Here is an 18,768-nt window from a genome sequence, read left to right on the forward strand (position 1 = left end):
TGCGGCCCGCCGCGCGTCGGGGCGCTTGGTCGCACGACGTGCCGCTCACGTTCCGCCCGAGCGACACTTCCTGCGACCACCGCAGGACGCAGGCGGCATGTCGAGCGACCAAGACCCGACACCGACACCAACACCGACACCGCGCGCGCCGCCGCCCCCGCGCCCCGCGCCCTACGGCCCGTCGGTCGGCTTCGGCGCGAGCGCCTGCACCATGAGCTCGCCGAGCTCCCGCGGCGCCGTGAACATCGGCCAGTGCCCCGTGTCGAGTCCCACGATCGTGAGCTCCTCCGTCGCCACGAGCTCGGCCGCCCACGCCTGGTGGTCGTTGACCATCTGCGCCAGGTCGGCCGCCGGGATCTCGCACGAGATCACCGTCGCGGGGATCGCGTGCCGCGCCGGGTCGCTGTAGTGGAAGGGGTCGGAGGGCACCGACGCCGGCTCGGGGATCGCGACGCGCTCGAACCGAGCGCGCACCTCGTCGGTCATGCCGCGGAGGGTCGAGGCCTCCCAGACGTCCCACGACGGCAGCGGCACGACCCCGTCGACCACGGGCAGCTCGTCGTTGACGCAGCCACCCTCCGGGCCGGGGAACGTGTCGACGTAGAGCAGGTGCGCCACGAGCGACGGCCGCTGGTCCGCAGCCATGTACGCGATCGGCCCGGCGCCGGAGTGCCCCGCGAGCACGACCGGCTCGTCAGCCGTCGCGACCTCGTCGAGCACCGCGACGAGCGACGCCACCTGTTCGTCGAGCGAGTCGCCCGCGCGGGTCACGGCCTGCACCGAGTGGCCGGCCTCGACCAGCACCGGAGCGACGTCGTCCCACGCACTCGCGTCGAGCCAGAACCCGGGCACCAGGATCACGTGCATGCCGCGCAGGCTACGCCTCAGAACGCGCCGCGGTGCACGCCGCGCACTCGCCGAAGATGTCCACGACGTGGCTCGCGTTCGTGAACCCGTGCTGCGCTGCCACCTCCTGCGCCCACCGCTCGACCGGGTCCGCCTCGATCTCGACGGTCCGCCCGCAGTTCCGGCAGATGAGGTGGTGGTGGTGCTCGGCGGTCGTGCAGGCACGGTAGAGCGACTCGCCGTCCTGCTGCAGCGAGTCAGCGTCCCCATCGGACGCCAGGTCGGCCAACGCCCGGTAGACGGTCGCGAGGCCGATCGTGGAGCCACCCTCACGGAGGTGCTGGTGGAGCGCCTGCGCGCTCACGAACCCCTCGGTCGAGTCGAGCGCGCCGCGGACGGCCTCACGCTGCCAGGTGTTCCGCTTGGGCTTCTGCACGGCGTTCACGCGCTGACTCCGATCTTCGCTGCTGCTCCGGCACCTGACCGGAGGCCCGGATCACCTCCGCCGGTCCGCTCGCGTCGTGCGACGCGGTCGCGTCCGCGCTTGTCCTTCCGCGCTCCGACGATCCGGCACACCACCCAGATCGCGAACGAGATGGTCGTCACGTAGGGGCTGATCGGCAGGCCTCCGCCGAGGGCGAGCAGGATGCCACCGACGACGCTCGTCACGGCGAACACCGTCGACAGGACGGGCACGACGACCGGGTGCGAGCTCAGACGGAGCGCGGCGGCGGCCGGGGTGACGAGCAGGGAGAGCACGAGCAGCGCCCCGACGATCTGCACCGACACCGCGGTGGCGAGGCCGAGCGCGAGCATGAACACGATCGCGAGCGTCCGCACCGGGACCCCGGCCGCGGCCGCCACGTCCGGGTCCACGGAGGAGAACATCAGCGGGCGCCAGATCACCAGCAGCGTGGCGACGACGATGGCCGCGATGACGATCAGGAACGTCAGCTGGGGGTTGTCGACCGAGACGATCTGGCCCGTGAGCAGGCCGAACTTGTTCGCCGCGCGACCCTTGTAGAGCGCGAGGCAGAGGATGCCGAGCCCGAGGCCGAACGGCATGAGCACCGCGATGATCGAGTTGCGCTCCCGCGCCCGGGACCCGAGCACGCCGATGAGCAGCGCCGCGATCACCGACCCGACGAGCGATCCGGTGACGACGTTCACCCCGAGGAGCAGCGACGCCGAGGCACCGGCGAACGAGAGCTCCGAGATGCCGTGCACCGCGAACGGCATGTTCCGGGCGACGACGAAGGGACCGATGAGTCCGCCGACGATGCCGAGCACCGCGCCCGCCCAGATCGAGTTCTGCACGAGCACGAGGAGCTCGCCGTAGTCCTGGAAGGAGAAGACCTGCGACCACACGTCCATCAGATCCGCCCCTCGTCCGTCGTCGGCGCGTGCGGGTCCGGGTCGCAGTGGTGGTCGTGCGCGGCCTCGTTCGCGCCGACGATCACGATGCGTCCCATGGTGCGCACGACGTCGACGGGTGTGCCGTACAGGTCGCTCAGCACGTCGGTGCGGAGGACCTCGTCGGGGGCACCGATCCGGAAGCGGCCGCCGGCGATGTAGAGCACCCGGTCGACGACGTCGAGGATCGGGTTGACGTCGTGCGTGACGAACAGCACCGCGGCGCCCTGCTGTCGGCGCTGGCGGTCGATGAGCTCGGTCACGCCGCGCTGGTGCCGGAGGTCGAGCGAGATGAGCGGCTCGTCGCAGAGCAGGAGCGCGGGGTCGGCCGCGATCGCCTGCCCGACGCGGGTGCGCTGCTGCTCGCCACCGGACAGCTCGGCGACCGGGGCGTCCGCGAACGCCGTCGCGCCGACCTCGTCGAGGATCCGGTCGACCCGGGCACGGTCGGCACGGGACGCCGCACGGACGCCCCACCGGTGCCCCGTGACGCCCTGCGCGACCATGTCCCGGGCGCGGAGCGGCGTCCCCGCCTCCATCAGCCGCTGCTGCGGGATGTAGCCGATGCGACGGTGACCGCGGCGGACGGGCTGGCCGAGGAACGTCATGCTGCCGCTCGTCAGCGCCTGTTGGCCGAGGACGGTCCGGAGCAGCGAGGTCTTGCCGGCGCCGTTCGGTCCGAGGACCGCGACGAACTCCCCCGGCGCGACGTCGAGGTCGAGGCCGTCCCAGAGCTTCCGCGAGCCGTAGGAGAGCCCGGCGTCGCGGAGCGTGAGCACGGCGGAACCGCCGCTGCGTGGTGCAGCGGCGGTCCGTTCGGGGGCCTGGACGGTCACTTCGCCAGCGCCGCCTTCACCTCGTCGATGTTCGCCTGCTGCCACGAGACGTAATCATCCCCCTTCGGGAGGGTCTCCGTGACACCGACCACCGGGACACCGGCCTTCTCGGCGGCCTGCTTGACCTGCTCGGTCTCCGCGCTCGACGTCTGCTCGTTGTAGGCGAGGAGCTTCACGGTTTTGCTGCTGAACAGCTTGAGCGTGTCGTTGAGGGCGGCCGGCGGCACGTCGTCGCCCTCCTCGATCGCCTCGGAGAACTTCTCCGGGGTGACGTTGTCGAGGCCGATCGCGTCGAAGAGGTAGCCCGGGACCGGCTCGGTGTACGCGACCTTCTCCCCGTCGTACTGCGTCTTGAGCGACGCGGTCTGCGACTCGAGTTGGTCGAGCTTGCCGGTGAGGGTCTTCGCGTTGGCCTCGAACGTGCTCTTGCCCGAGCTGTCGAGGTCGCCCAGGCGGGTGGCGACGTCGTCCACCAGCTTCACCATCGTCGGGTAGTCGTAGAACACGTGCTCGTTGAACTCGGCGTCGCCGCCCTTGTCGAGCCCGGAGAGCTTCACCACGTTGATCGTGTCGGCCTTCGTGTTCGAGGCGTCTGCGAGGGTGGTCATGAAGTCGTCGTACCCGCCGCCGTTCTCGATGAGGAGGTCGGCCTTCGACACCGCGAGCTGCGTCTTCGCGCTCGACTCGAACGAGTGCGGGTCCTGGGAGGGGTCGTCGAGGATGCTCGTCACCGACACGTCGTCGCCGCCGACGGCCTGGACGAGCGAGCCGTACACGTTGGTCGACGCGACCACCCGGATGGTGCCGTCCGAGCTCCCGTTGCCGGAGGCGGAGCTGGTCGCGCAGCCCGACAGGGCGAGCGCGGCGGCGCCGGCGATGAGCGGGAGGGCGAGGAGACGCTGCTGCATGACCTCGACGCTACCGCTTCTTGATAACGGTTGTCAAAATCAGTCGCGTGAGCGAACGGTCAGACAACGGACTGGAGGCGCGGTGCCGGCTGGCACCGCGCCTCCAGTCCGTCGGTCGGTCGCGTCGCGGAGCGACCGAGCTACGCCTTGGTGGCCGCGTCGATCGTGTTCTCGGCGATCGTGTCCTCCTCGCGGCCGGGCGTGCGGAGGTTCCACTTCTTGATCACGAACGAGAACAGGAAGTAGTAGATCACCGCGTAGCCGAGGCCGATCGGGATGAGCCAGATCGCACCGTCCGCCTTGCCGAAGTTCAGCACGTAGTCGATCGCGCCCGCCGAGAACGAGAACCCGTCTCGGATGCCGAGCGCGTTGACGAGGGCGAGCGAGGTGCCGGTCAGGAACGCGTGGATGACGTAGAGCGGGAACGCCACGAACATGAACGAGTACTCGAGGGGTTCGGTGATGCCCGTCACGAACGAGGTGAGCGCGGCGGACAGCATGATGCCGCCGACGACCTTGCGGTTCTGCGGCTTCGCGTTCCGCCAGATGGCGAGGGCACCGGCCGGCAGGGCGAACATCATGATCGGGAAGAAGCCGGTCTGGAAGATGCCCGCGGTCGGGTCGCCGTTGAGGAAGCGGGCGATGTCACCGTGCCAGATCGTGCCGTTGGCGTTGAAGCTGCCGAGCTGGAACCACGGGAAGAAGTTGAGCAACTGGTGCAGGCCGACGGGGATCAGCATGCGGTTCGCGAACCCGAAGATGCCGCCACCGATGACGGCGTTGTCCGAGACGGCCTGGCCAGCGGCCGTGAGGGCGATGTCGAAGTAGCGGTAGACGAAGGACATGAGGACCGCGATGACCAGGCCCGCGGCTGCGGTGAGGATGGGGACGAGACGCCGCCCCGAGAAGAACCCGAGGAAGTCGGGCATCTTCGTCCGGTGGAACCGCGTCCAGAGGTTCGCGGCGACGAGACCCATCACGATGCCGCCGAGGACGCCGAAGTTGATCGTCGCCTGGTTCCCGTTCGCGTCCTTCACACCCGCGAGCACGATCGGCGACATCACCGCGAAGACCTGGTACATGACCATGTAGCCGACGACCGCGGCGAGGGCGGTGGTGCCGTCCGACTTCTTCGCCCAGCCGATCGCGATGCCGACCGCGAAGAGCAGCGGCAGCCAGGTGAAGATCGCCTGACCTGCGGCGGAGATGACGCCCGCGCCGGTCTCGAAGCCGGGGATCGCGCCGAGGAGGTCCGGCTGACCGATGCGGTTCAGGATGCCCGCGGCGGGCATGACCGCGATCGGCAGGAGCAGGCTCCGCCCGAGGCGCTGCGCGTTGGCGAAGAGCTTCGACTGCTTCTTCGGGGTCTTCTTCTCCGGCACGTCCGTGGCGGTGGTGGCGCTCATCGGAGTTCCTCTCGTCGTCGGGTGGAGCTGCGGGGGGGGCTTCGGGGTGGCTTGAGTCGCACCGCCGGGCGCAGGTACGCTCGGCGGAGACACCTGGCCGGTCCTGTCCGGTCATGACCAGTTCCGTAGTCTGATACCGGACCGGACGCATGTCAACCTGGTGCGAGATCCCTTAACGAGGAGGAAACGATGGCCGACATCAAGGCAGCCGACATCATCGCCGCGCTCGGCGGTGCCGACAACATCGACGAGGTCGAGGGCTGCATCACGCGCCTCCGCGTCGAGGTCGAGGACGGCGACCTCGTGGACAAGGCCGCCCTCCAGGCCGCCGGCGCCCAGGCCGTCGTCGGCGGCGGCACCGGCTGGCAGGTCATCGTCGGCCCGATCGCGGACAACCTCGCGCAGGACATCCAGGACGAGCTGTGACGGCGGTCCGCACGCCGTTCGGTGGTCCGGTCGTCGCACTGGCGGACGTGCCGGACCCGGTGTTCGCCGGGCAGCTCGTCGGCGCCGGGGTCGCTGTCGACCCGACGGGCGTCGAGGGGCCGGTGACCGCGGTGGCCCCGGTCGACGGCACGATCGTCAAGCTGCACCCGCACGCGTTCGCACTGCAGGGCGCCTCCGGCACGGACGTCCTCGTGCACGTCGGCATCGACACCGTGAAGCTCTCGGGCGAGGGCTTCGAGCTCCTCGCGGCCGAGGGCGACACGGTCGCGGCGGGTGACCCGGTCGTCCGGTTCACCCCGTCGGTGATCTCCGCCGCCGGCTACTCGCCGATCTGCCCCGTCGTCGTGCTCGGCTCCGCGCCGGACTCGGTACCGCAGGGCGCCGTCGGCACCACGGTCCGCGAGGGCGACGCGCTCTTCGAGGCGTAGGTCGCGGTACAGCTCCGACGAACACGCGAAAGCGACAGTCTGCCCCGCCGTCCGGGCGGCAGACTGTCGCCTTCGCGGGCACGATGCGACCGGCGCGGCTACGCGACCGCCTGCGGCGCCGTCGCGGTGACCTCCATCTGCACGCGGTAGCGGTCCGACCGGTACCACGAGCGACTGTGCTCGACAGGGCGGTCCCCCGAGTACGACACCCGGTCGAACTCGAGCACGGGGGCGCCCGTCTTCGTGCCGAGCAGCGTCGCCACGTCGTCGGCCGCCGGCTTCGCCGCCACGGTCTGCTGCGCCCGGTCGATCGGCGTCCGGTACTCGGTCGCCGCGAGGGAGTAGACGGACCCGGACAGGTCGTGGTCGAGCAGCCCGGGGAACGCGGACGCCGAGAGCCAGGCGTCGTCGATCGACACCGGTGCCCCGTCCGCCATCCGCAGGCGCTTGAGGTGGTACGCGGTCTCGTCCTCGGCGAGCCGGAGCGCGGCGACGGTGTCCGTCGGCGGCACGCGCTCCTCACGGACGAGGACGACCGTGGTCGGGACGTGCCCGAGCGCCCGCATCTCCTCCGTGAAGGACGCGAGGTGCAGCGTCGACTGCACGGGCCGGTGGGCGACGAACGTGCCCTTGCCGCGGACGCGCTCGAGGTAACCCTCGTTGACGAGCTGGCCGAGGGCCTCGCGCACGGTGATCCGCGAGACGCCGTACTCCTGGATGAGCTGCCGCTCGGACGGGATCGCCGCGCCGGGAGCGAGCCGCGCGGTCGCGAGGTCGAGCAGGATGCGCCGCAGCTGCTGGTGCTTGGGTTCGGCACCCTCGGTGATGCGGGTCGTCATCGCTCGGTCTGCTCCGTTGCTGTCCTGGTGGTACGAGGGGTGGTCATGCGCGGACATGACCAGTTCCCATCACAGTAGCGAGTCCGCATCGGAACGCCAACGCCCGTGACATGATGACGGCCGTGACCTCGGTGGTGATCGTCGACGACGAGACGCTCGTGCGCTACGGCTTCGAACTCATCCTCGGGGCGGCGCCGGACATCGACGTCGTCGCCACCGCCAACGACGTCGACGCGGTCCGGGTGGTCACCGAGCACGGCCCGGACGTCGTCCTGCTCGACGTGCGGATGCCGCACGTGAACGGTCTCGACGTCCTGCGGGAGGTGCACGCCCTGCCCGAGCCTCCGGCCGTCGCGATGCTCACGACGTTCGACGCCGAGGAGTACATCGGGCGCGCCATGGAGCTCGGCGCTGCCGGGTTCCTGCTCAAGGACACCGACCCCGAGGCCCTCGCCGAGTACGTCCGCGTCCTCGCCCGCGGCGGTGTGGTCCTCGCACCCGGGGTCGACCGCCGTCGGCTCTTCGCGACGAGGAGCCCCGTCGCGGTCCCGCCGCTGAGCGACCGCGAGCGCCAGGTGCTCCGGTGCATCGCCGACGGCGCGAGCAACCCGGACATCGGGCGACGGCTCGGGGTGAGCACCGGCACGGTCAAGGAGGACGTCCGCGCACTCCTGGTGGCGTTCGGCGTCCCGACGCGGGTGCAGCTCGCACTGCGCGCAGCCGAGGCGGGACTGCTGGATGGCTGAGCACCGGGACCGGTCGCGGCTGGTGCAGGCCCTCCGGGCCACGGACGGGAGGCTCGACCGCCTCGTCGACGTCGGCCTGCGCTGGGCGCGCACCCACCGGGCACCCTGGTGGGTGGTCGACGTCCTGTTCGTCGTGGCCGCCGTCGCGGACGCCGTGCTCGACATCTCCGGCGCGACCTCCGTCGAGACCGGGCTGTCGCTCCTCGCCGCCGCGGCGCTGCTCCTGCGCCGCCGGCTGCCGGTCCTCGCGTTCGCGCTCACCATGCCGGGGCTGTTCGTCGGTTCGGCCGTGGTCGCCGCGAGCATCGCCCTCTTCACGCTCGGGGAGCGCACGGACCGACGCTGGCTCATGCTCGTCGCCGCCGCCGTGCAGTTCGTCGGCTTCAGCGGCTTCGTCGGCCCGCCGCAGAGCCTCGACGAGCTCGTCGTGTCGATCCTCTACGCCGTGATCTTCGCGCTCGGGCCGCTGGCGATCGGCTTGCTCGTCCGGACCCGCGCGCGGCTGACCGAGCAGCTCGCCGAGGTCCGGCTCGCCCGCGAGGACGAACGACGGCAGGCCGCCGAGGTCGCGCTGTCCCGCGAGCGCGCCCTCCTCGCGCGCGAGATGCACGACGTCGTCTCGCACCAGGTGACCCTCATCGCGGTGCAGGCCGGGGCCGTCCAGGTCGCGGGACGGGACGAGGCCGAGCGGGGGTTCGCCCGGACGATCCGGCAGCTCTGCGTCGTGACGCTGCAGGAACTCCGCGAGATGGTGCAGGTGCTGCGCGCCTCGGGCGGGACCGCGCGGGAGATCGCCCCGCAGCCGGTGCTCGCCGACCTCCCGCGGCTCATCGCCGACAGTGGCCTCGAGACCACCGCGACCGTCGACCTGCCGGAGTCGCTCGGACAGCCCGTGCAGCGCGCGGTGTACCGGTTCGTGCAGGAGGGGCTGACGAACGTCCGGAAGCACGCACCCGACGCCGCCGTGCGGGTGAGTGCCCGGATGCACGACGGCGTGGTCCTCGTCGACCTCGTGAACGGCCCCGCGCGTGCCGAACGGCTCGAACTGCCCGGCTCGGGGCTGGGCCTCATCGGACTCGGCGAACGCGCGTCGCTGCTCGGCGGGTCGCTCGAGGCCGGCCCGCAGCCCGGCGACGGGTACGCGCTGCACCTCCGCATCCCCGCCGACCACACGCCGTCGGGCGGATGAGGTCCGGATGGCCGATCGGCCACCCGAGGATCACGCCCCGGAGCGATGTGCCGGCACCCCGTCCGCCGCTTCGATGAGGACGTGGCACTCCCTCCCGTCCTCTCCCGGCTCCGCTCGTTCCCGGGGACCGTCGTCGTCGCGATCGTCGCGACGGCACTGATCGTCTCGGCGCGGATGATGCACTCCGAGCCGGACTTCCCGCACCACCCGCCGGTGGCGTGCCTCGCCCTCGTCGCCGTGGTCCTCGCGACGCTCGTCGCCGAACGCCGGCTCGGCTCGGTCCGGACGGTCCTCGTCGGGGTCGCCGCACCCCTGCTCGCCGCCGGCATCACGCTCGCCGTCGTGAGCCTCGGATCGGCACTCGGTGAGGCGCATGCGGAGGCCGCGGTCGGGCAGCCCCTCACCGCGCCGTCCACGGTCGCGGTGGCGCTGCTCGGCGCGGCGTCCGCCACGATGCCGACGCAGTCGCGGTGGCGTGTCCGCGCGGTCCTCTGGACCGTCGTGCTCACGCTCGTGCTGTTCGCTGGCCACGGGTCGGACCTGGCCCGTGCCCTGGCGACCCTCCTCGGGACCGCAGCCGGCGTGCTCGTCGCGCCCCGTGCCTCCCGGCCGGTGGAGCGCACCGGACGCGCGGTGCCGCCACCGCGGACGCTCGTCGTCGCGACCCTGAGCGCCTTCGGCGCCGGCACCCTGGTGACCCTCGTCGTCCCGCAGGCCGACGGCGTCCTGTCGCCGTTCGCGGACGCGATGAGCGACCGGTCGGTCGCCGCCGTGGGCGTCCTCCTGCTGATCGCAGCCTGGCTCGTCCAGCACGGCCGGCGACTCGGCGTGACGATCGCCGTCGGCGTCCTCGTGACGCTGACCGCGGTGCTCGCCGATGCGTTCCTCATCGAGCCGATGCAGGAGGGCGGCGTGCAGTGGCAGGGGCTGGGCCTCGACGCCCTCGAGTGGCAGGTCACGCTCCTCGGCGCGTGGCTGGTGCCCGCCACGGTCGTCGTCGTGGTGCTCGGGCTGCACGGCCGCCTCGTCCGCGCACGCTTCCGCGCCGTCGACGGGTCGCAGGCTGCGCTCGTCGAGATGCTCCGCGACGGGGACGCCGGCAGCCTCGGGCACATGGGCACCTGGCACGGCAACGCCACCTGGGTGCACCCGGACGGCCTCGGCGCGGTCGCGTACCGCGTGCACGGCGACGTCGCGCTGACCGTCTCGGACCCGGTGTGCGCCGCTGCGGACCGCGCCGAGGTGCTCGGTGCCTTCGCGGCGGCCTGCGAGCGCAACGGCTGGGTGCCCGCGTTCACGAGCGTGCACGAACCCGTGCGGGAGATCCTCGCGGCCGACGGCTGGACGTCCGTGCCGGTCGGGGTCGAGGCCGTGCTCGACGTCACCGCGTTCAGCCTGAGCGGCAAGAAGCGCCAGGACCTCCGGACCGCCTCGAACCGCGCGGACCGCGAGGGCGTGCGGGACGAGTGGACGACGTTCGCTGCGCTGTCGCCCGAGCACCGCAGCGAGGTCGAGGCGATCTGCACCCGGTGGGCGGCCGACCGACGGCTGCCGGAGATGGGCTTCACGCTCGGCGGACTCCGGGAGCTCGACGACCCGGACGTGCGGCTCATGCTCGCGATCGACGCCGAGGACCGCGTGGTCGGGGTCACGAGCTGGCTCCCCGTGCACGAGCGCGGTGCCCTCACCGGGTGGACGCTCGACGTGATGCGCCGCGGCGAGGACGGGATGCCCGGCGTGATGGAGTTCCTCATCGCCCGGACCGCCCTCCGTGCACGCGACGCCGGCCTCACCACGATCAGCCTGTCCGGGACGCCGCTCGCCGTGCACCCGGGCGCCGGAGTCCTCGTCACCCGGGGTTCCGCCGTGCTCGCCCGGGTCCTCGAGCCGGTGTACGGCTTCCGGTCGCTCCAGCGCTTCAAGGAGAAGTTCGGTGCCCGGCACGAGCCGCTCTGGCTCGTGGTCCCGACGCCGCTGCACGTGCCGCGGGTCGCCCGTGCGCTCGCCACGGCGTACGTGCCGGGGCTGCGGCCGAAGCACCTGTGGGCACTCCGTCAGGCGCACCGGCGGTCGCACGCTCCGGAGCAGCAGCCGGCCACGACGCCGCCCGCTGCCGCCGGTCGCTCGTGACCGTCACCGAGTGGCTCCTCGCCACCCAGCTGCAGGCGCCGTCGAAGCTCGTCCCGATCGACCTCGCCTTCGTCGTCGTCGCCCTGCTCGTCCTGCTCCCCGCGGTCCGGCGACGGGCGGCGGCCTGGCACTCCCGCGCCGCGTGGCGTGGTGTCGGGCTGCGGGCGGGGATCGCGGCTGCCGCGGCGGTGGTCGTGCTGCTCGCCTGCTGGGTGACGAGCGACGTGCTGAACCTGTTCGGCGTGGCGCTCAGCCCGGTGACGCGGATGTGGTGCGCGCTCGCCGCAGCGGCCCTCGCGCTCGCGGTCACGGCCCTGGTGCAGGGCGGGCGCTGGCGTCGGGCCGTCGCGGTCGTCCTCGTGCCCGCCGCACTCCTCGTGCCGGCGCTCGGGGTGAACGTCGAGTTCGCCAAGTACCCGACGCTCGGCACGGTCGTCCAGAGTGACCCGTACCCGGCGTTCGACACGGACGCGGCCCCCGCCGCCACGATGCCGGCCGTCGGCGAGGTCCGCACGGTGACGATCCCCGGACGCCGGTCGCACTTCGACGCCCGGCCCGCGATCGTGTACCTCCCGCCGGCCGCCCTCGTCCGTGACCCCCGCCCGCTGCCCGTCGTCCTCGCCTTCGCCGGTCAACCCGGTGCGCCGAGCGACATGTTCACCGCCGGGCAGATGGGCACCGTGCTCGACGCCTACGCCCGGGCCCACCACGGTCGTGCGCCGATCGTGCTCTCCGTCGACCAGCTCTCCGCGCCCGGTCGGAACACGATGTGCGTCGACTCCCGACTCGGGGACGTCGACACCTACATCACCCGGGACGTCCCGGCGTGGGCGGAGTCACACCTGCCGGTGACGCCGGACCGGTCGCACTGGGGGCTCGTCGGCTTCTCGCAGGGGGCGACCTGCGCGGTGCAGTTCCTCACCGGGCACCCGTCCGACTTCGCGGCGGCGCTGGCGATCTCGAGCGAGCTCCAGCCGATCGACCAGTCGCCGCAGCACAGCGCGGACCAGGCGTTCGGCGGGTCCGTCGCACGGTGGAGGGCCGCTGCACCCCGGGCGCTGATGGCCGACCACGCACCCTACCGCGGGCACGACCTCTGGCTCACGGCGGGGTCGAGCGACCGGGAGTTCACCGAGAACGCTCGGCTGCTCGGTGCCGCCGCAGCGCGCGCCGGCATTCGGACGCGGTTCATGCCCGCGCCGAAGAGCGGGCACGACTGGAACACCGTGCAGTGGTCGTTGCGCTCGCAGCTGCCGCAGCTCTGCGACGCGCTCGCCGACTGACCGTCGACCTGGCGCGTGCCCCCGAGCAGGAACGGCAGCGGCATCGAACCACGGAACCGACGTCGAACCGACCGCCGCGCCTGGTTCGACGTCGTACCCGTGGTTCGACGGCGCAGCGTGGCGCCGTGACGGGACGTGGCGGACGCCCCGCTCAGGCGTGCGCGACGAGCCAGTCGTGCTGCTCGCTGCTGAGGGCCCGGTCCGACCACACCTGGCGCTCGACCCCGGCGGGCGTCGGCGACGAGGTCGTGCCCTGCCACACCAGGGAGAGTCCGGAGCGCCGGAGCACGACGGCCGACCCGGCGTTGTTCGTGAGCACGCGCCCGGTGACGGGGACGTCCGCCGCGGTGTCGTGCGCCGCCCGGACCGCGGCGGCAGCGGCTTCGGTCGCGTAGCCGTTGCCCCAGGACTCCGGGACGAACCGGTAGCCGAGGTTCCACACGTGACCGGCGGTCATGTCCACCCCGGCGACCCCGAGGAACGTGCCGTCGTGCACCGAGCGGACAGCCCAGGAACCGAGGCCGTGCCGGATGCGTCCACCGATCTTGGCCTGGACGAGCTCGACCGTCTGCGCCCGGGAGCGGTGCCGACCCGCGGGCAGGTGCTGCCACGTGCGGGCGTCCGAGAAGAGCGCGTGCACGTCGTCGACGTCACCGGGCGTCAGCGGTGACAGGAGCAGGCGATCCGTTCGGATCTCCTGCGGGGGGACCAGGAGCTGGTGGACCATGCTCCGATCCTCACCCGCACCACCGACATCCGCGTGAACACCACGCGACATCCGCGCGACTCGGCTCGCCACGTGCGGCATCCCGCACGCGGAGCCTCAGTCGAGCAGGAGCGCCGGCTCCTCGAGCACCGAGGCCACGTCGTGCACGAACCGCGACGCCACGTCGCCGTCGACGACCCGGTGGTCGAACGAGGCACCGATCGTGGTCACCATGCGCGACCGGACCTCGCCGTCGACGACCCACGGCTTCGGCTTGATCGTGCCCATGGCGACGATCGCGACCTCGCCCGGGTTGAGGATCGGCGTTCCCGTGTCCATGCCGAAGACGCCGATGTTCGTGATCGAGACGGTGCCGTTCGCCATCTGCGCCGGGCTCGTCTTGCCGTCGCGGGCGGTGAGGGTGAGTTCCTCCAACGCCTGCGCCAGCTCGAGCAGCGACATGTCCTGCGCGTCCTTGATGTTCGGCACGATGAGCCCGCGCGGGGTCGCCGCGGCGATGCCGAGGTTCACGAAGTGGTGGACGATGATCTCGCGGTCGGTCCAGGTCGAGTTCACCGAGCGGTTGCGACGGACCGCCCAGATGACGGCCTTCGCGACGATGAGCAGCGGCGAGACCTTGACCCCCGCGAACGTCGGCGAGGCCTTGAGGCGCTTGACGAACTCCATCGTGTGCGTCGCGTCCACGTCCACGAACAGCGACACGTGCGGCGCGGTGAACGCCGAGGTGGTCATCGCGGTCGCGATGGCCTTGCGGACGCCCTTCACCGGGATGGTCTCGCTGCGGACCTCGCCCCACTCGGGCGTCTCGATGTTGCGGAACACGCTGGCCTGCTTCGCGTGCCGGATGACGTCGTCGCGGGTGATCTCACCCGAGAGCCCCGTGGCGACGATCTCGCTCAGTTCGACCCCGAGGTCACGGGCGAGTTTCCGGATCGGCGGCTTCGCGAGGACGTTGGTCGCGACGCTCTGCTTCCGCGGGCGGGTGCCCTGGCTCGCGACGGCGTCCGCGGTCGAGTCCTCACCCGGGTCCGCAGCGGCTGCGGCGAGCGCTGCGGCGTCCGCACTGGAGGCACGGCTCGCCTCCGCAGCGAGGGCCGCGGCCCGGCGGGCGCCCGGCTTCCGGCGGGACGGTGCGGAGGTCGCCGAGCCGTAGCCGACGAGGACCGCGCCGGAGGTCTCGTCGGTCCCGACGACGCCCGCGCCGTCGGCGACCGACGTCGGTGCCGCGGCCGCCGGCACGGCCGGAGCGACCGGCGTGGCGGCTGCCGCCGGGGCGGCGGCGGGTGCCGCGGGCGCAGCGACGGGCGCGGACGCAGTGGGAGCCGGTGCCGCCGGGGCGGGCGCGACCGACGGGGTGGGCGCGACCACGGGCGAGGCCGGGGCTGCGTCGGCGACGGGGGCCGCGCCTCCCGGCTGGCCACCGGCGAGCGCGTCCGAGTCGACCCGGATGATCGGTCGGCCGACCTCGACCGTGTCGCCCTCGGCGACGAGCAGGCCGGTGACGGTGCCGGAGAACGGCGACGGGAGCTCCACGAGCGACTTCGCCGTCTCGATCTCCACGAGGACCTGGTCGACGGCGATCTCGTCCCCGATGGCGACGCGCCACTGGACGATCTCGGCCTCGGTCAGGCCTTCGCCCACGTCGGGCAGGGGGAATTCGGCGGCGGCCACTACGGCTCCTTCGACGTCGTTCGGGGTCGGACGGGGGTCAGTACGCGAGGGCGCGGTCGACGGCCTCGAGGACGCGGTCGGCGTCCGGGAGGTGCAGGTGCTCGAGCTTCGACACCGGGAACGGCACGTCGAAGCCGGACACCCGGAGCGGCGGGGCCTGCAGCGTGTAGAACGCCCGCTCGGCGACCGTCGCCGCGATCTCGCTGCCGACGCTGACGAAGCCGGAGGCCTCTTGCGCGACGACGAGTCGGCCGGTCTTCGCGACCGAGGCGAGCAGCGGCTCCCAGTCGATCGGGGAGATCGACCGGAGGTCCACGACCTCGCAGCTCGTGCCCTCGGACTCGGCGATCTCCGCAGCCTGCATGAGCGTCGCGACCATCGCGCCGTGGCCGACGAGGGTGACCTCGGTGCCGGTGCGGGCGACGCGCGTGGTGTGCATCGGCACGTGGCCGTCGACGAGGTCGACCTGCCCCTTCGGCCAGTACCGGGACTTCGGCTCGAGGAAGACGACCGGGTCCTTCGACGCCACTGCCTCTTGGATCATCCAGTAGGCGTCGTTCGGGGTGCTCGGGCTCACGACCCGGAGGCCCGCGGTGTGGGCGAAGTACGCCTCCGGGGACTCCTGGTGGTGCTCCACGGCACCGATGTGGCCGCCGTAGGGGATGCGGATGACGACCGGGAGCGACATGTGGGCCGGCAGCCGGTTCTGCATCTTCGCGAGCTGCGAGGTGATCTGGTCGAAGCCGGGCCACACGAAGCCGTCGAACTGGATCTCGACCACGGGCCGGTAGCCGCGCAGGGCGAGACCGATCGCGGTGCCGATGATGCCGGACTCGGCGAGCGGGGTGTCGCGCACGCGCTCGGGGCCGAAGCGGTCCTGCAGGCCCTCGGTGATGCGGAAGACACCGCCGAGTTGGCCGATGTCCTCGCCCATGAGCAGGACCTTGTCGTCGGCCTGCATCGCGGCGGCGAGCCCGGCGTTGAGCGCCTTGGCCATTGTCAGCGTGGGGGTGGGGTCGCTCGGGACCTCGCCGGCGCCGGGGTGGGCGCGGAGCGTGTAGTCGAAGAGCTGCTCGGTGGTGCTCATCAGTGGGCGCTCCCCTCGAAGCCGGCTTCGTACTGCGCGAGCCAGGCCTTCTGCTCGGTGACGAGCGGGTGCGGCTCACGGTAGACGTGGTCGAACATGACGTCGACGGGCGGCGCGGTGAGCTCGACCGTCCGGCGGCGGACGTCGGCGGCGAGGTCCTCGCCCTCGGCGTCGAACGCCGCGAACTGCTCGTCCGTCGCGCCCTTCGAGCGGAGGTACGCCTCGGAGCGGACGATCGGGTCGCGGCGCACCCAGTCCTCGAGCTCGCCGTCGGCGCGGTAGCGGCTCGGGTCGTCCGAGCTGGTGTGGGCGCCGATGCGGTAGGTGTCGGCCTCGATGAAGGCCGGGCCCTGCCCGCTCCGGGCGTGCTCGGTCGCGACGACGGACGCCGTGTAGGACGCCAGGATGTCGTTGCCGTCGATGAGGACGCTCGGGATGCCGAAGCCCCGCGGGCGGTCGACGAGCGGGGTCGGCGACTGGACCGTGACCGGGACCGAGATCGCCCAGTGGTTGTTCTGCAGGAAGAACACGACCGGAGCCTTCGTCGACGAGGCGAAGACGAACGCCTCGTTCACGTCGCCCTGGCTGGTCGCGCCGTCACCGAAGTACACGATGGAGCATGCGTCGACGTCGGGGTCGCCCGTGCCGACCACCCCGTCGAGCTTCTGGCCGAGCGCGTAGCCCGTGGCGTGGAGCGTCTGCGAGCCGATCACGAGCGTCGAGATGTGCGTGTTGCCGCGCTCGTCCGGGTCCCATCCGCCGTGGGTCTGGCCGCGGTACATCGCGATGATCTCCATCGGCTCGACACCACGCTCGGTGGTGACGGCGTGCTCGCGGTACGACGGGAAGACGTGGTCCTGGGCGCGGAGCGCGAACACGGAGCCGGTCTGCGCGGCTTCCTGCCCGTGACTCGGCACCCAGAGGCCGAGCTGCCCGGTGCGCTGGAGGTTGTGACCGGCGTGGTCGAACCGACGGGTGAGGACCATGCGGCGGTGCATCGCCAGCAGGGTCTCGTCCGGGATCGCCCGCGCTGCGGCGGCGAACTCGGCGTTCTCGTCGGTCTCCACGAACCGGCCCTCGGGGTCGAGGAGCCGGACGGTGGTCGTCGCGGGGGCCGCGGCGCGGAATGACATGCGGGCCAGCGTAGCGGCAGCGCTCAACGTGCCGATGTGAGGTCCCCCACAAGCGACCGCGCCGTTTCGAGGAGCGTTTCCACAGCCTCGTGCTCGCCGATCGAGATGCGGATCCCCTCGGGCGGGAAGGCCCGGACGATGATGCCGGCGGCCTCGAACGCCTCGGCCGCGGTGGCGGTCCCGGCACCGGTCGGCAGCCACACGAAGTTGCCCTGGGCGTCCGGTACCGGCCAGCCCTGCTCCCGGAGCGCCGCGACGATGCGGTCCCGGCTGGCGGCGAGTTCGGCGACGCGCTCGAGCAGTTCGTCCTCGCGCTCGAGGCTCGCGAGCGCCGCGGCCTGGCCCTGTGCCGTCACCGACAGCGGGATCGCACACGCACGGACGGCGTCGAGCACGTACTGCGGCCCGACCGCGTACCCGACCCGGAGGCCGGCGAGCCCGTACGCCTTGGAGAACGTGCGCAGGACGACGAGGTTCGGGAACCGGCCGACGAGCGCGCCGCCGCGGACCGCCGAGGGGTCGGTGACGAACTCGGCGTAGGCCTCGTCGAGGACGACCAGCACGGTCGAGGGCACCGAGACCATGAAGCGCTCGAACTCGTCCGCGGTGACGATCGGCCCCGTGGGGTTGTTCGGCGTGCAGACGATCACCATGCGCGTGCGCTCCGTCACGGCGGCCGCCATCGCGTCGAGGTCGTGCCCGCCGTCCGGCCGGTTCGGCACCTGCACGCTCGTCGCCCCCGCCACCGTGACGACTCCGGGGTAGGCCTCGAAGGACCGCCACGCGTACACGACCTCGTCGCCGGGGCCGCTCGTGGCCTTCGCGAGCTCGTGCAGGATCGCGACGCTCCCCGGTGCGACGTGGACCTCCTCGGCGGTGACGTCGAAGCGGCGCGCGAGCTCGGCGCGCACGGCGAGGGCGGTGGCGTCGGGGTAGCGGTTGAACGCCGTCTGCGCCTGGACCGCCTGCACGACACCGGGGAGCGGCGCGAAGGGGTTCTCGTTGCTGGAGAGCTTGAAGGCGTCGGCCGCGGCCTGTCGACCCTGCTTGTAGGCGGGGAGCACCGCGATGTCGGGGCGGATGTGGACGCGCTCGTCGCTCATCACAGCAGGTTAGCGGCACCCTCGCGGCTGCACGACGGCATCATGGGCGCATGCGATTCCTCGTCCGCCTCGTCGTCAACGCCCTCGCGCTCTGGCTCACCACCCTCCTCGTGAGCGGCGTCTCCGTGACCGCGTTCGGGGACGGCGGCACGACCGCGACCGTCCTCACCTACCTGCTCGTCGCGTTCGTGTTCGGTCTCGTGAACGCCGTGATCGGCACGATCATCCGGGTCGTCGCGTTCCCGCTCTACATCCTGACCCTCGGGCTCATCTCGTTCGTCGTGAACGCGGTGCTCCTGCTCATCGTCGCCGGCATCTCGACCGCCATCGGCTTCGGCCTGCAGGTCGAGTCGTTCGGCTGGGGCATCGTCGGCGCCTTCGTGCTGGCCGTGTTCGCCTGGCTGATCGGCCTCTTCGTCCGGCCGGTGCTGAGCCGCCAGCGGGCGTGAGCGCGCCGGCGCCCGCGCCGACGGGGCACCGGACCGCACCGCGCAGGCGTGTGAGCGCGCACGCGCCGGAACCGACCGACCGCCCGACGACGCCGGCCCCGTCGACCTGCACCGTGCCTCCCGGCAG

19 protein-coding genes are annotated in these 18,768 nt (G+C 72.3%); 7 read left to right on the plus strand and 12 right to left on the minus strand.

Translation table 11 applies throughout. From position 1 onward, the window contains the following. Nucleotides 1-171: 171 nt before the first annotated feature. From QPJ90_RS02915 to QPJ90_RS02940, 6 genes are all read right to left on the minus strand, one after another. Nucleotides 172-867, minus strand: coding sequence for an alpha/beta hydrolase (locus tag QPJ90_RS02915; protein WP_290132974.1), 696 nt, complete (start codon nucleotides 865-867; stop codon nucleotides 172-174). 10 nt (nucleotides 868-877) lie between these two features. Next, complete coding sequence (locus QPJ90_RS02920; RefSeq protein WP_290132975.1) at nucleotides 878-1,291, minus strand: transcriptional repressor; 414 nt, start codon at nucleotides 1,289-1,291, stop codon at nucleotides 878-880. Beyond that, on the minus strand, nucleotides 1,288-2,220 hold the full coding sequence (locus tag QPJ90_RS02925; RefSeq protein ID WP_290132976.1) for a metal ABC transporter permease: 933 nt from the start codon (nucleotides 2,218-2,220) through the stop codon (nucleotides 1,288-1,290). The genes QPJ90_RS02920 and QPJ90_RS02925 overlap by 4 nt, the downstream gene beginning before the upstream one ends. Beyond that, a complete protein-coding gene (locus tag QPJ90_RS02930) occupies nucleotides 2,220-3,095 on the minus strand; it encodes an ATP-binding cassette domain-containing protein (RefSeq protein ID WP_290132977.1) in 876 nt (291 codons plus the stop codon). The genes QPJ90_RS02925 and QPJ90_RS02930 overlap by 1 nt, the downstream gene beginning before the upstream one ends. Next, nucleotides 3,092-4,003 (minus strand): zinc ABC transporter substrate-binding protein, encoded by a 912-nt coding sequence (locus tag QPJ90_RS02935; RefSeq protein WP_290132978.1) that lies wholly within the window; start codon nucleotides 4,001-4,003, stop codon nucleotides 3,092-3,094. The genes QPJ90_RS02930 and QPJ90_RS02935 overlap by 4 nt, the downstream gene beginning before the upstream one ends. 140 nt (nucleotides 4,004-4,143) lie before the next feature. Next, entirely contained in the window at nucleotides 4,144-5,409 is a 1,266-nt protein-coding gene (locus QPJ90_RS02940) for a PTS transporter subunit EIIC (protein ID WP_290132979.1), read from the minus strand. A 189-nt stretch (nucleotides 5,410-5,598) separates the two neighbouring features. Between QPJ90_RS02940 and QPJ90_RS02945 the strand changes: the two genes are divergently transcribed. Together QPJ90_RS02945 and QPJ90_RS02950 are read left to right on the plus strand one after the other, a co-directional pair. Then, nucleotides 5,599-5,835 (plus strand): PTS transporter subunit EIIB, encoded by a 237-nt coding sequence (locus QPJ90_RS02945; RefSeq protein WP_058741885.1) that lies wholly within the window; start codon nucleotides 5,599-5,601, stop codon nucleotides 5,833-5,835. Next, the gene (locus QPJ90_RS02950; protein ID WP_290132980.1) at nucleotides 5,832-6,284 is read left to right on the plus strand and encodes a glucose PTS transporter subunit IIA; all 453 of its coding nucleotides are present in this window, start codon (nucleotides 5,832-5,834) and stop codon (nucleotides 6,282-6,284) included. The genes QPJ90_RS02945 and QPJ90_RS02950 overlap by 4 nt, the downstream gene beginning before the upstream one ends. Nucleotides 6,285-6,382: 98 nt before the next feature. Here QPJ90_RS02950 and QPJ90_RS02955 read toward each other — a convergent pair whose 3' ends face one another. Continuing rightward, nucleotides 6,383-7,180 carry a GntR family transcriptional regulator gene (locus tag QPJ90_RS02955; protein WP_290132981.1) on the minus strand — a complete coding sequence of 266 codons (798 nt, stop codon included), beginning with the start codon at nucleotides 7,178-7,180 and terminating at the stop codon, nucleotides 6,383-6,385. Nucleotides 7,181-7,236: 56 nt separating this feature from the next. Here QPJ90_RS02955 and QPJ90_RS02960 point away from each other — a divergent pair, with 56 nt between their 5' ends. The 4 genes from QPJ90_RS02960 to QPJ90_RS02975 all read left to right on the plus strand — a co-directional run bounded on the left by QPJ90_RS02960 (nucleotide 7,237) and on the right by QPJ90_RS02975 (nucleotide 12,471). Then, the gene (locus tag QPJ90_RS02960) at nucleotides 7,237-7,869 is read left to right on the plus strand and encodes a response regulator transcription factor (RefSeq protein WP_290134157.1); all 633 of its coding nucleotides are present in this window, start codon (nucleotides 7,237-7,239) and stop codon (nucleotides 7,867-7,869) included. Further along, on the plus strand, nucleotides 7,862-9,058 hold the full coding sequence (locus QPJ90_RS02965; RefSeq protein ID WP_290132982.1) for a histidine kinase: 1,197 nt from the start codon (nucleotides 7,862-7,864) through the stop codon (nucleotides 9,056-9,058). The genes QPJ90_RS02960 and QPJ90_RS02965 overlap by 8 nt, the downstream gene beginning before the upstream one ends. A gap of 81 nt (nucleotides 9,059-9,139) precedes the next feature. Beyond that, nucleotides 9,140-11,188, plus strand: coding sequence for a DUF2156 domain-containing protein (locus QPJ90_RS02970; RefSeq protein ID WP_290132983.1), 2,049 nt, complete (start codon nucleotides 9,140-9,142; stop codon nucleotides 11,186-11,188). After that, on the plus strand, nucleotides 11,185-12,471 hold the full coding sequence (locus QPJ90_RS02975; RefSeq protein ID WP_290132984.1) for an alpha/beta hydrolase-fold protein: 1,287 nt from the start codon (nucleotides 11,185-11,187) through the stop codon (nucleotides 12,469-12,471). The genes QPJ90_RS02970 and QPJ90_RS02975 overlap by 4 nt, the downstream gene beginning before the upstream one ends. A 151-nt stretch (nucleotides 12,472-12,622) precedes the next feature. On the opposite strand, the gene QPJ90_RS02980 is transcribed toward QPJ90_RS02975, so the two are convergent. The 5 genes from QPJ90_RS02980 to QPJ90_RS03000 form a co-directional block, all read right to left on the minus strand. Then, complete coding sequence (locus QPJ90_RS02980; protein ID WP_290132985.1) at nucleotides 12,623-13,198, minus strand: GNAT family N-acetyltransferase; 576 nt, start codon at nucleotides 13,196-13,198, stop codon at nucleotides 12,623-12,625. A 96-nt stretch (nucleotides 13,199-13,294) separates the two neighbouring features. Beyond that, nucleotides 13,295-14,869: a dihydrolipoamide acetyltransferase family protein gene (locus QPJ90_RS02985; protein ID WP_290132986.1), complete on the minus strand. Its 1,575-nt coding sequence runs from the start codon at nucleotides 14,867-14,869 to the stop codon at nucleotides 13,295-13,297. Nucleotides 14,870-14,906: 37 nt separating this feature from the next. Then, complete coding sequence (locus QPJ90_RS02990) at nucleotides 14,907-15,866, minus strand: alpha-ketoacid dehydrogenase subunit beta (RefSeq protein ID WP_290134158.1); 960 nt, start codon at nucleotides 15,864-15,866, stop codon at nucleotides 14,907-14,909. 89 nt (nucleotides 15,867-15,955) lie between these two features. Next, the gene (locus tag QPJ90_RS02995; RefSeq protein WP_290132987.1) at nucleotides 15,956-17,089 is read right to left on the minus strand and encodes a thiamine pyrophosphate-dependent enzyme; all 1,134 of its coding nucleotides are present in this window, start codon (nucleotides 17,087-17,089) and stop codon (nucleotides 15,956-15,958) included. 23 nt (nucleotides 17,090-17,112) lie between these two features. Further along, the gene (locus QPJ90_RS03000) at nucleotides 17,113-18,192 is read right to left on the minus strand and encodes a histidinol-phosphate transaminase (protein ID WP_290132988.1); all 1,080 of its coding nucleotides are present in this window, start codon (nucleotides 18,190-18,192) and stop codon (nucleotides 17,113-17,115) included. 50 nt (nucleotides 18,193-18,242) lie between these two features. Here QPJ90_RS03000 and QPJ90_RS03005 point away from each other — a divergent pair, with 50 nt between their 5' ends. Next, nucleotides 18,243-18,641, plus strand: coding sequence for a phage holin family protein (locus tag QPJ90_RS03005; RefSeq protein WP_290132989.1), 399 nt, complete (start codon nucleotides 18,243-18,245; stop codon nucleotides 18,639-18,641). The last annotated feature ends 127 nt before the right edge of the window (nucleotides 18,642-18,768 follow it).

Origin of the sequence: Curtobacterium sp. 458, from assembly GCF_030406605.1 — a bacterium.
In the GTDB taxonomy this organism is placed as follows: Bacteria; Actinomycetota; Actinomycetes; order Actinomycetales; family Microbacteriaceae; genus Curtobacterium.

Coding starts and splice junctions, on each gene's coding strand:
- QPJ90_RS02960 (WP_290134157.1), top strand. CDS start 7,237: ATGACGGCCGTGACCTCGGTGGTGATCGTCGACGACGAGACGCTCGTG.
- QPJ90_RS02935 (WP_290132978.1), bottom strand. CDS start 4,003: ATGCAGCAGCGTCTCCTCGCCCTCCCGCTCATCGCCGGCGCCGCCGCG.
- QPJ90_RS02965 (WP_290132982.1), top strand. CDS start 7,862: ATGGCTGAGCACCGGGACCGGTCGCGGCTGGTGCAGGCCCTCCGGGCC.
- QPJ90_RS03005 (WP_290132989.1), top strand. CDS start 18,243: ATGCGATTCCTCGTCCGCCTCGTCGTCAACGCCCTCGCGCTCTGGCTC.
- QPJ90_RS02980 (WP_290132985.1), bottom strand. CDS start 13,198: ATGGTCCACCAGCTCCTGGTCCCCCCGCAGGAGATCCGAACGGATCGC.
- QPJ90_RS02990 (WP_290134158.1), bottom strand. CDS start 15,866: ATGGCCAAGGCGCTCAACGCCGGGCTCGCCGCCGCGATGCAGGCCGAC.
- QPJ90_RS02925 (WP_290132976.1), bottom strand. CDS start 2,220: ATGGACGTGTGGTCGCAGGTCTTCTCCTTCCAGGACTACGGCGAGCTC.
- QPJ90_RS02940 (WP_290132979.1), bottom strand. CDS start 5,409: ATGAGCGCCACCACCGCCACGGACGTGCCGGAGAAGAAGACCCCGAAG.
- QPJ90_RS02955 (WP_290132981.1), bottom strand. CDS start 7,180: ATGTCCGCGCATGACCACCCCTCGTACCACCAGGACAGCAACGGAGCA.
- QPJ90_RS02915 (WP_290132974.1), bottom strand. CDS start 867: ATGCACGTGATCCTGGTGCCCGGGTTCTGGCTCGACGCGAGTGCGTGG.
- QPJ90_RS02995 (WP_290132987.1), bottom strand. CDS start 17,089: ATGTCATTCCGCGCCGCGGCCCCCGCGACGACCACCGTCCGGCTCCTC.
- QPJ90_RS02945 (WP_058741885.1), top strand. CDS start 5,599: ATGGCCGACATCAAGGCAGCCGACATCATCGCCGCGCTCGGCGGTGCC.
- QPJ90_RS03000 (WP_290132988.1), bottom strand. CDS start 18,192: ATGAGCGACGAGCGCGTCCACATCCGCCCCGACATCGCGGTGCTCCCC.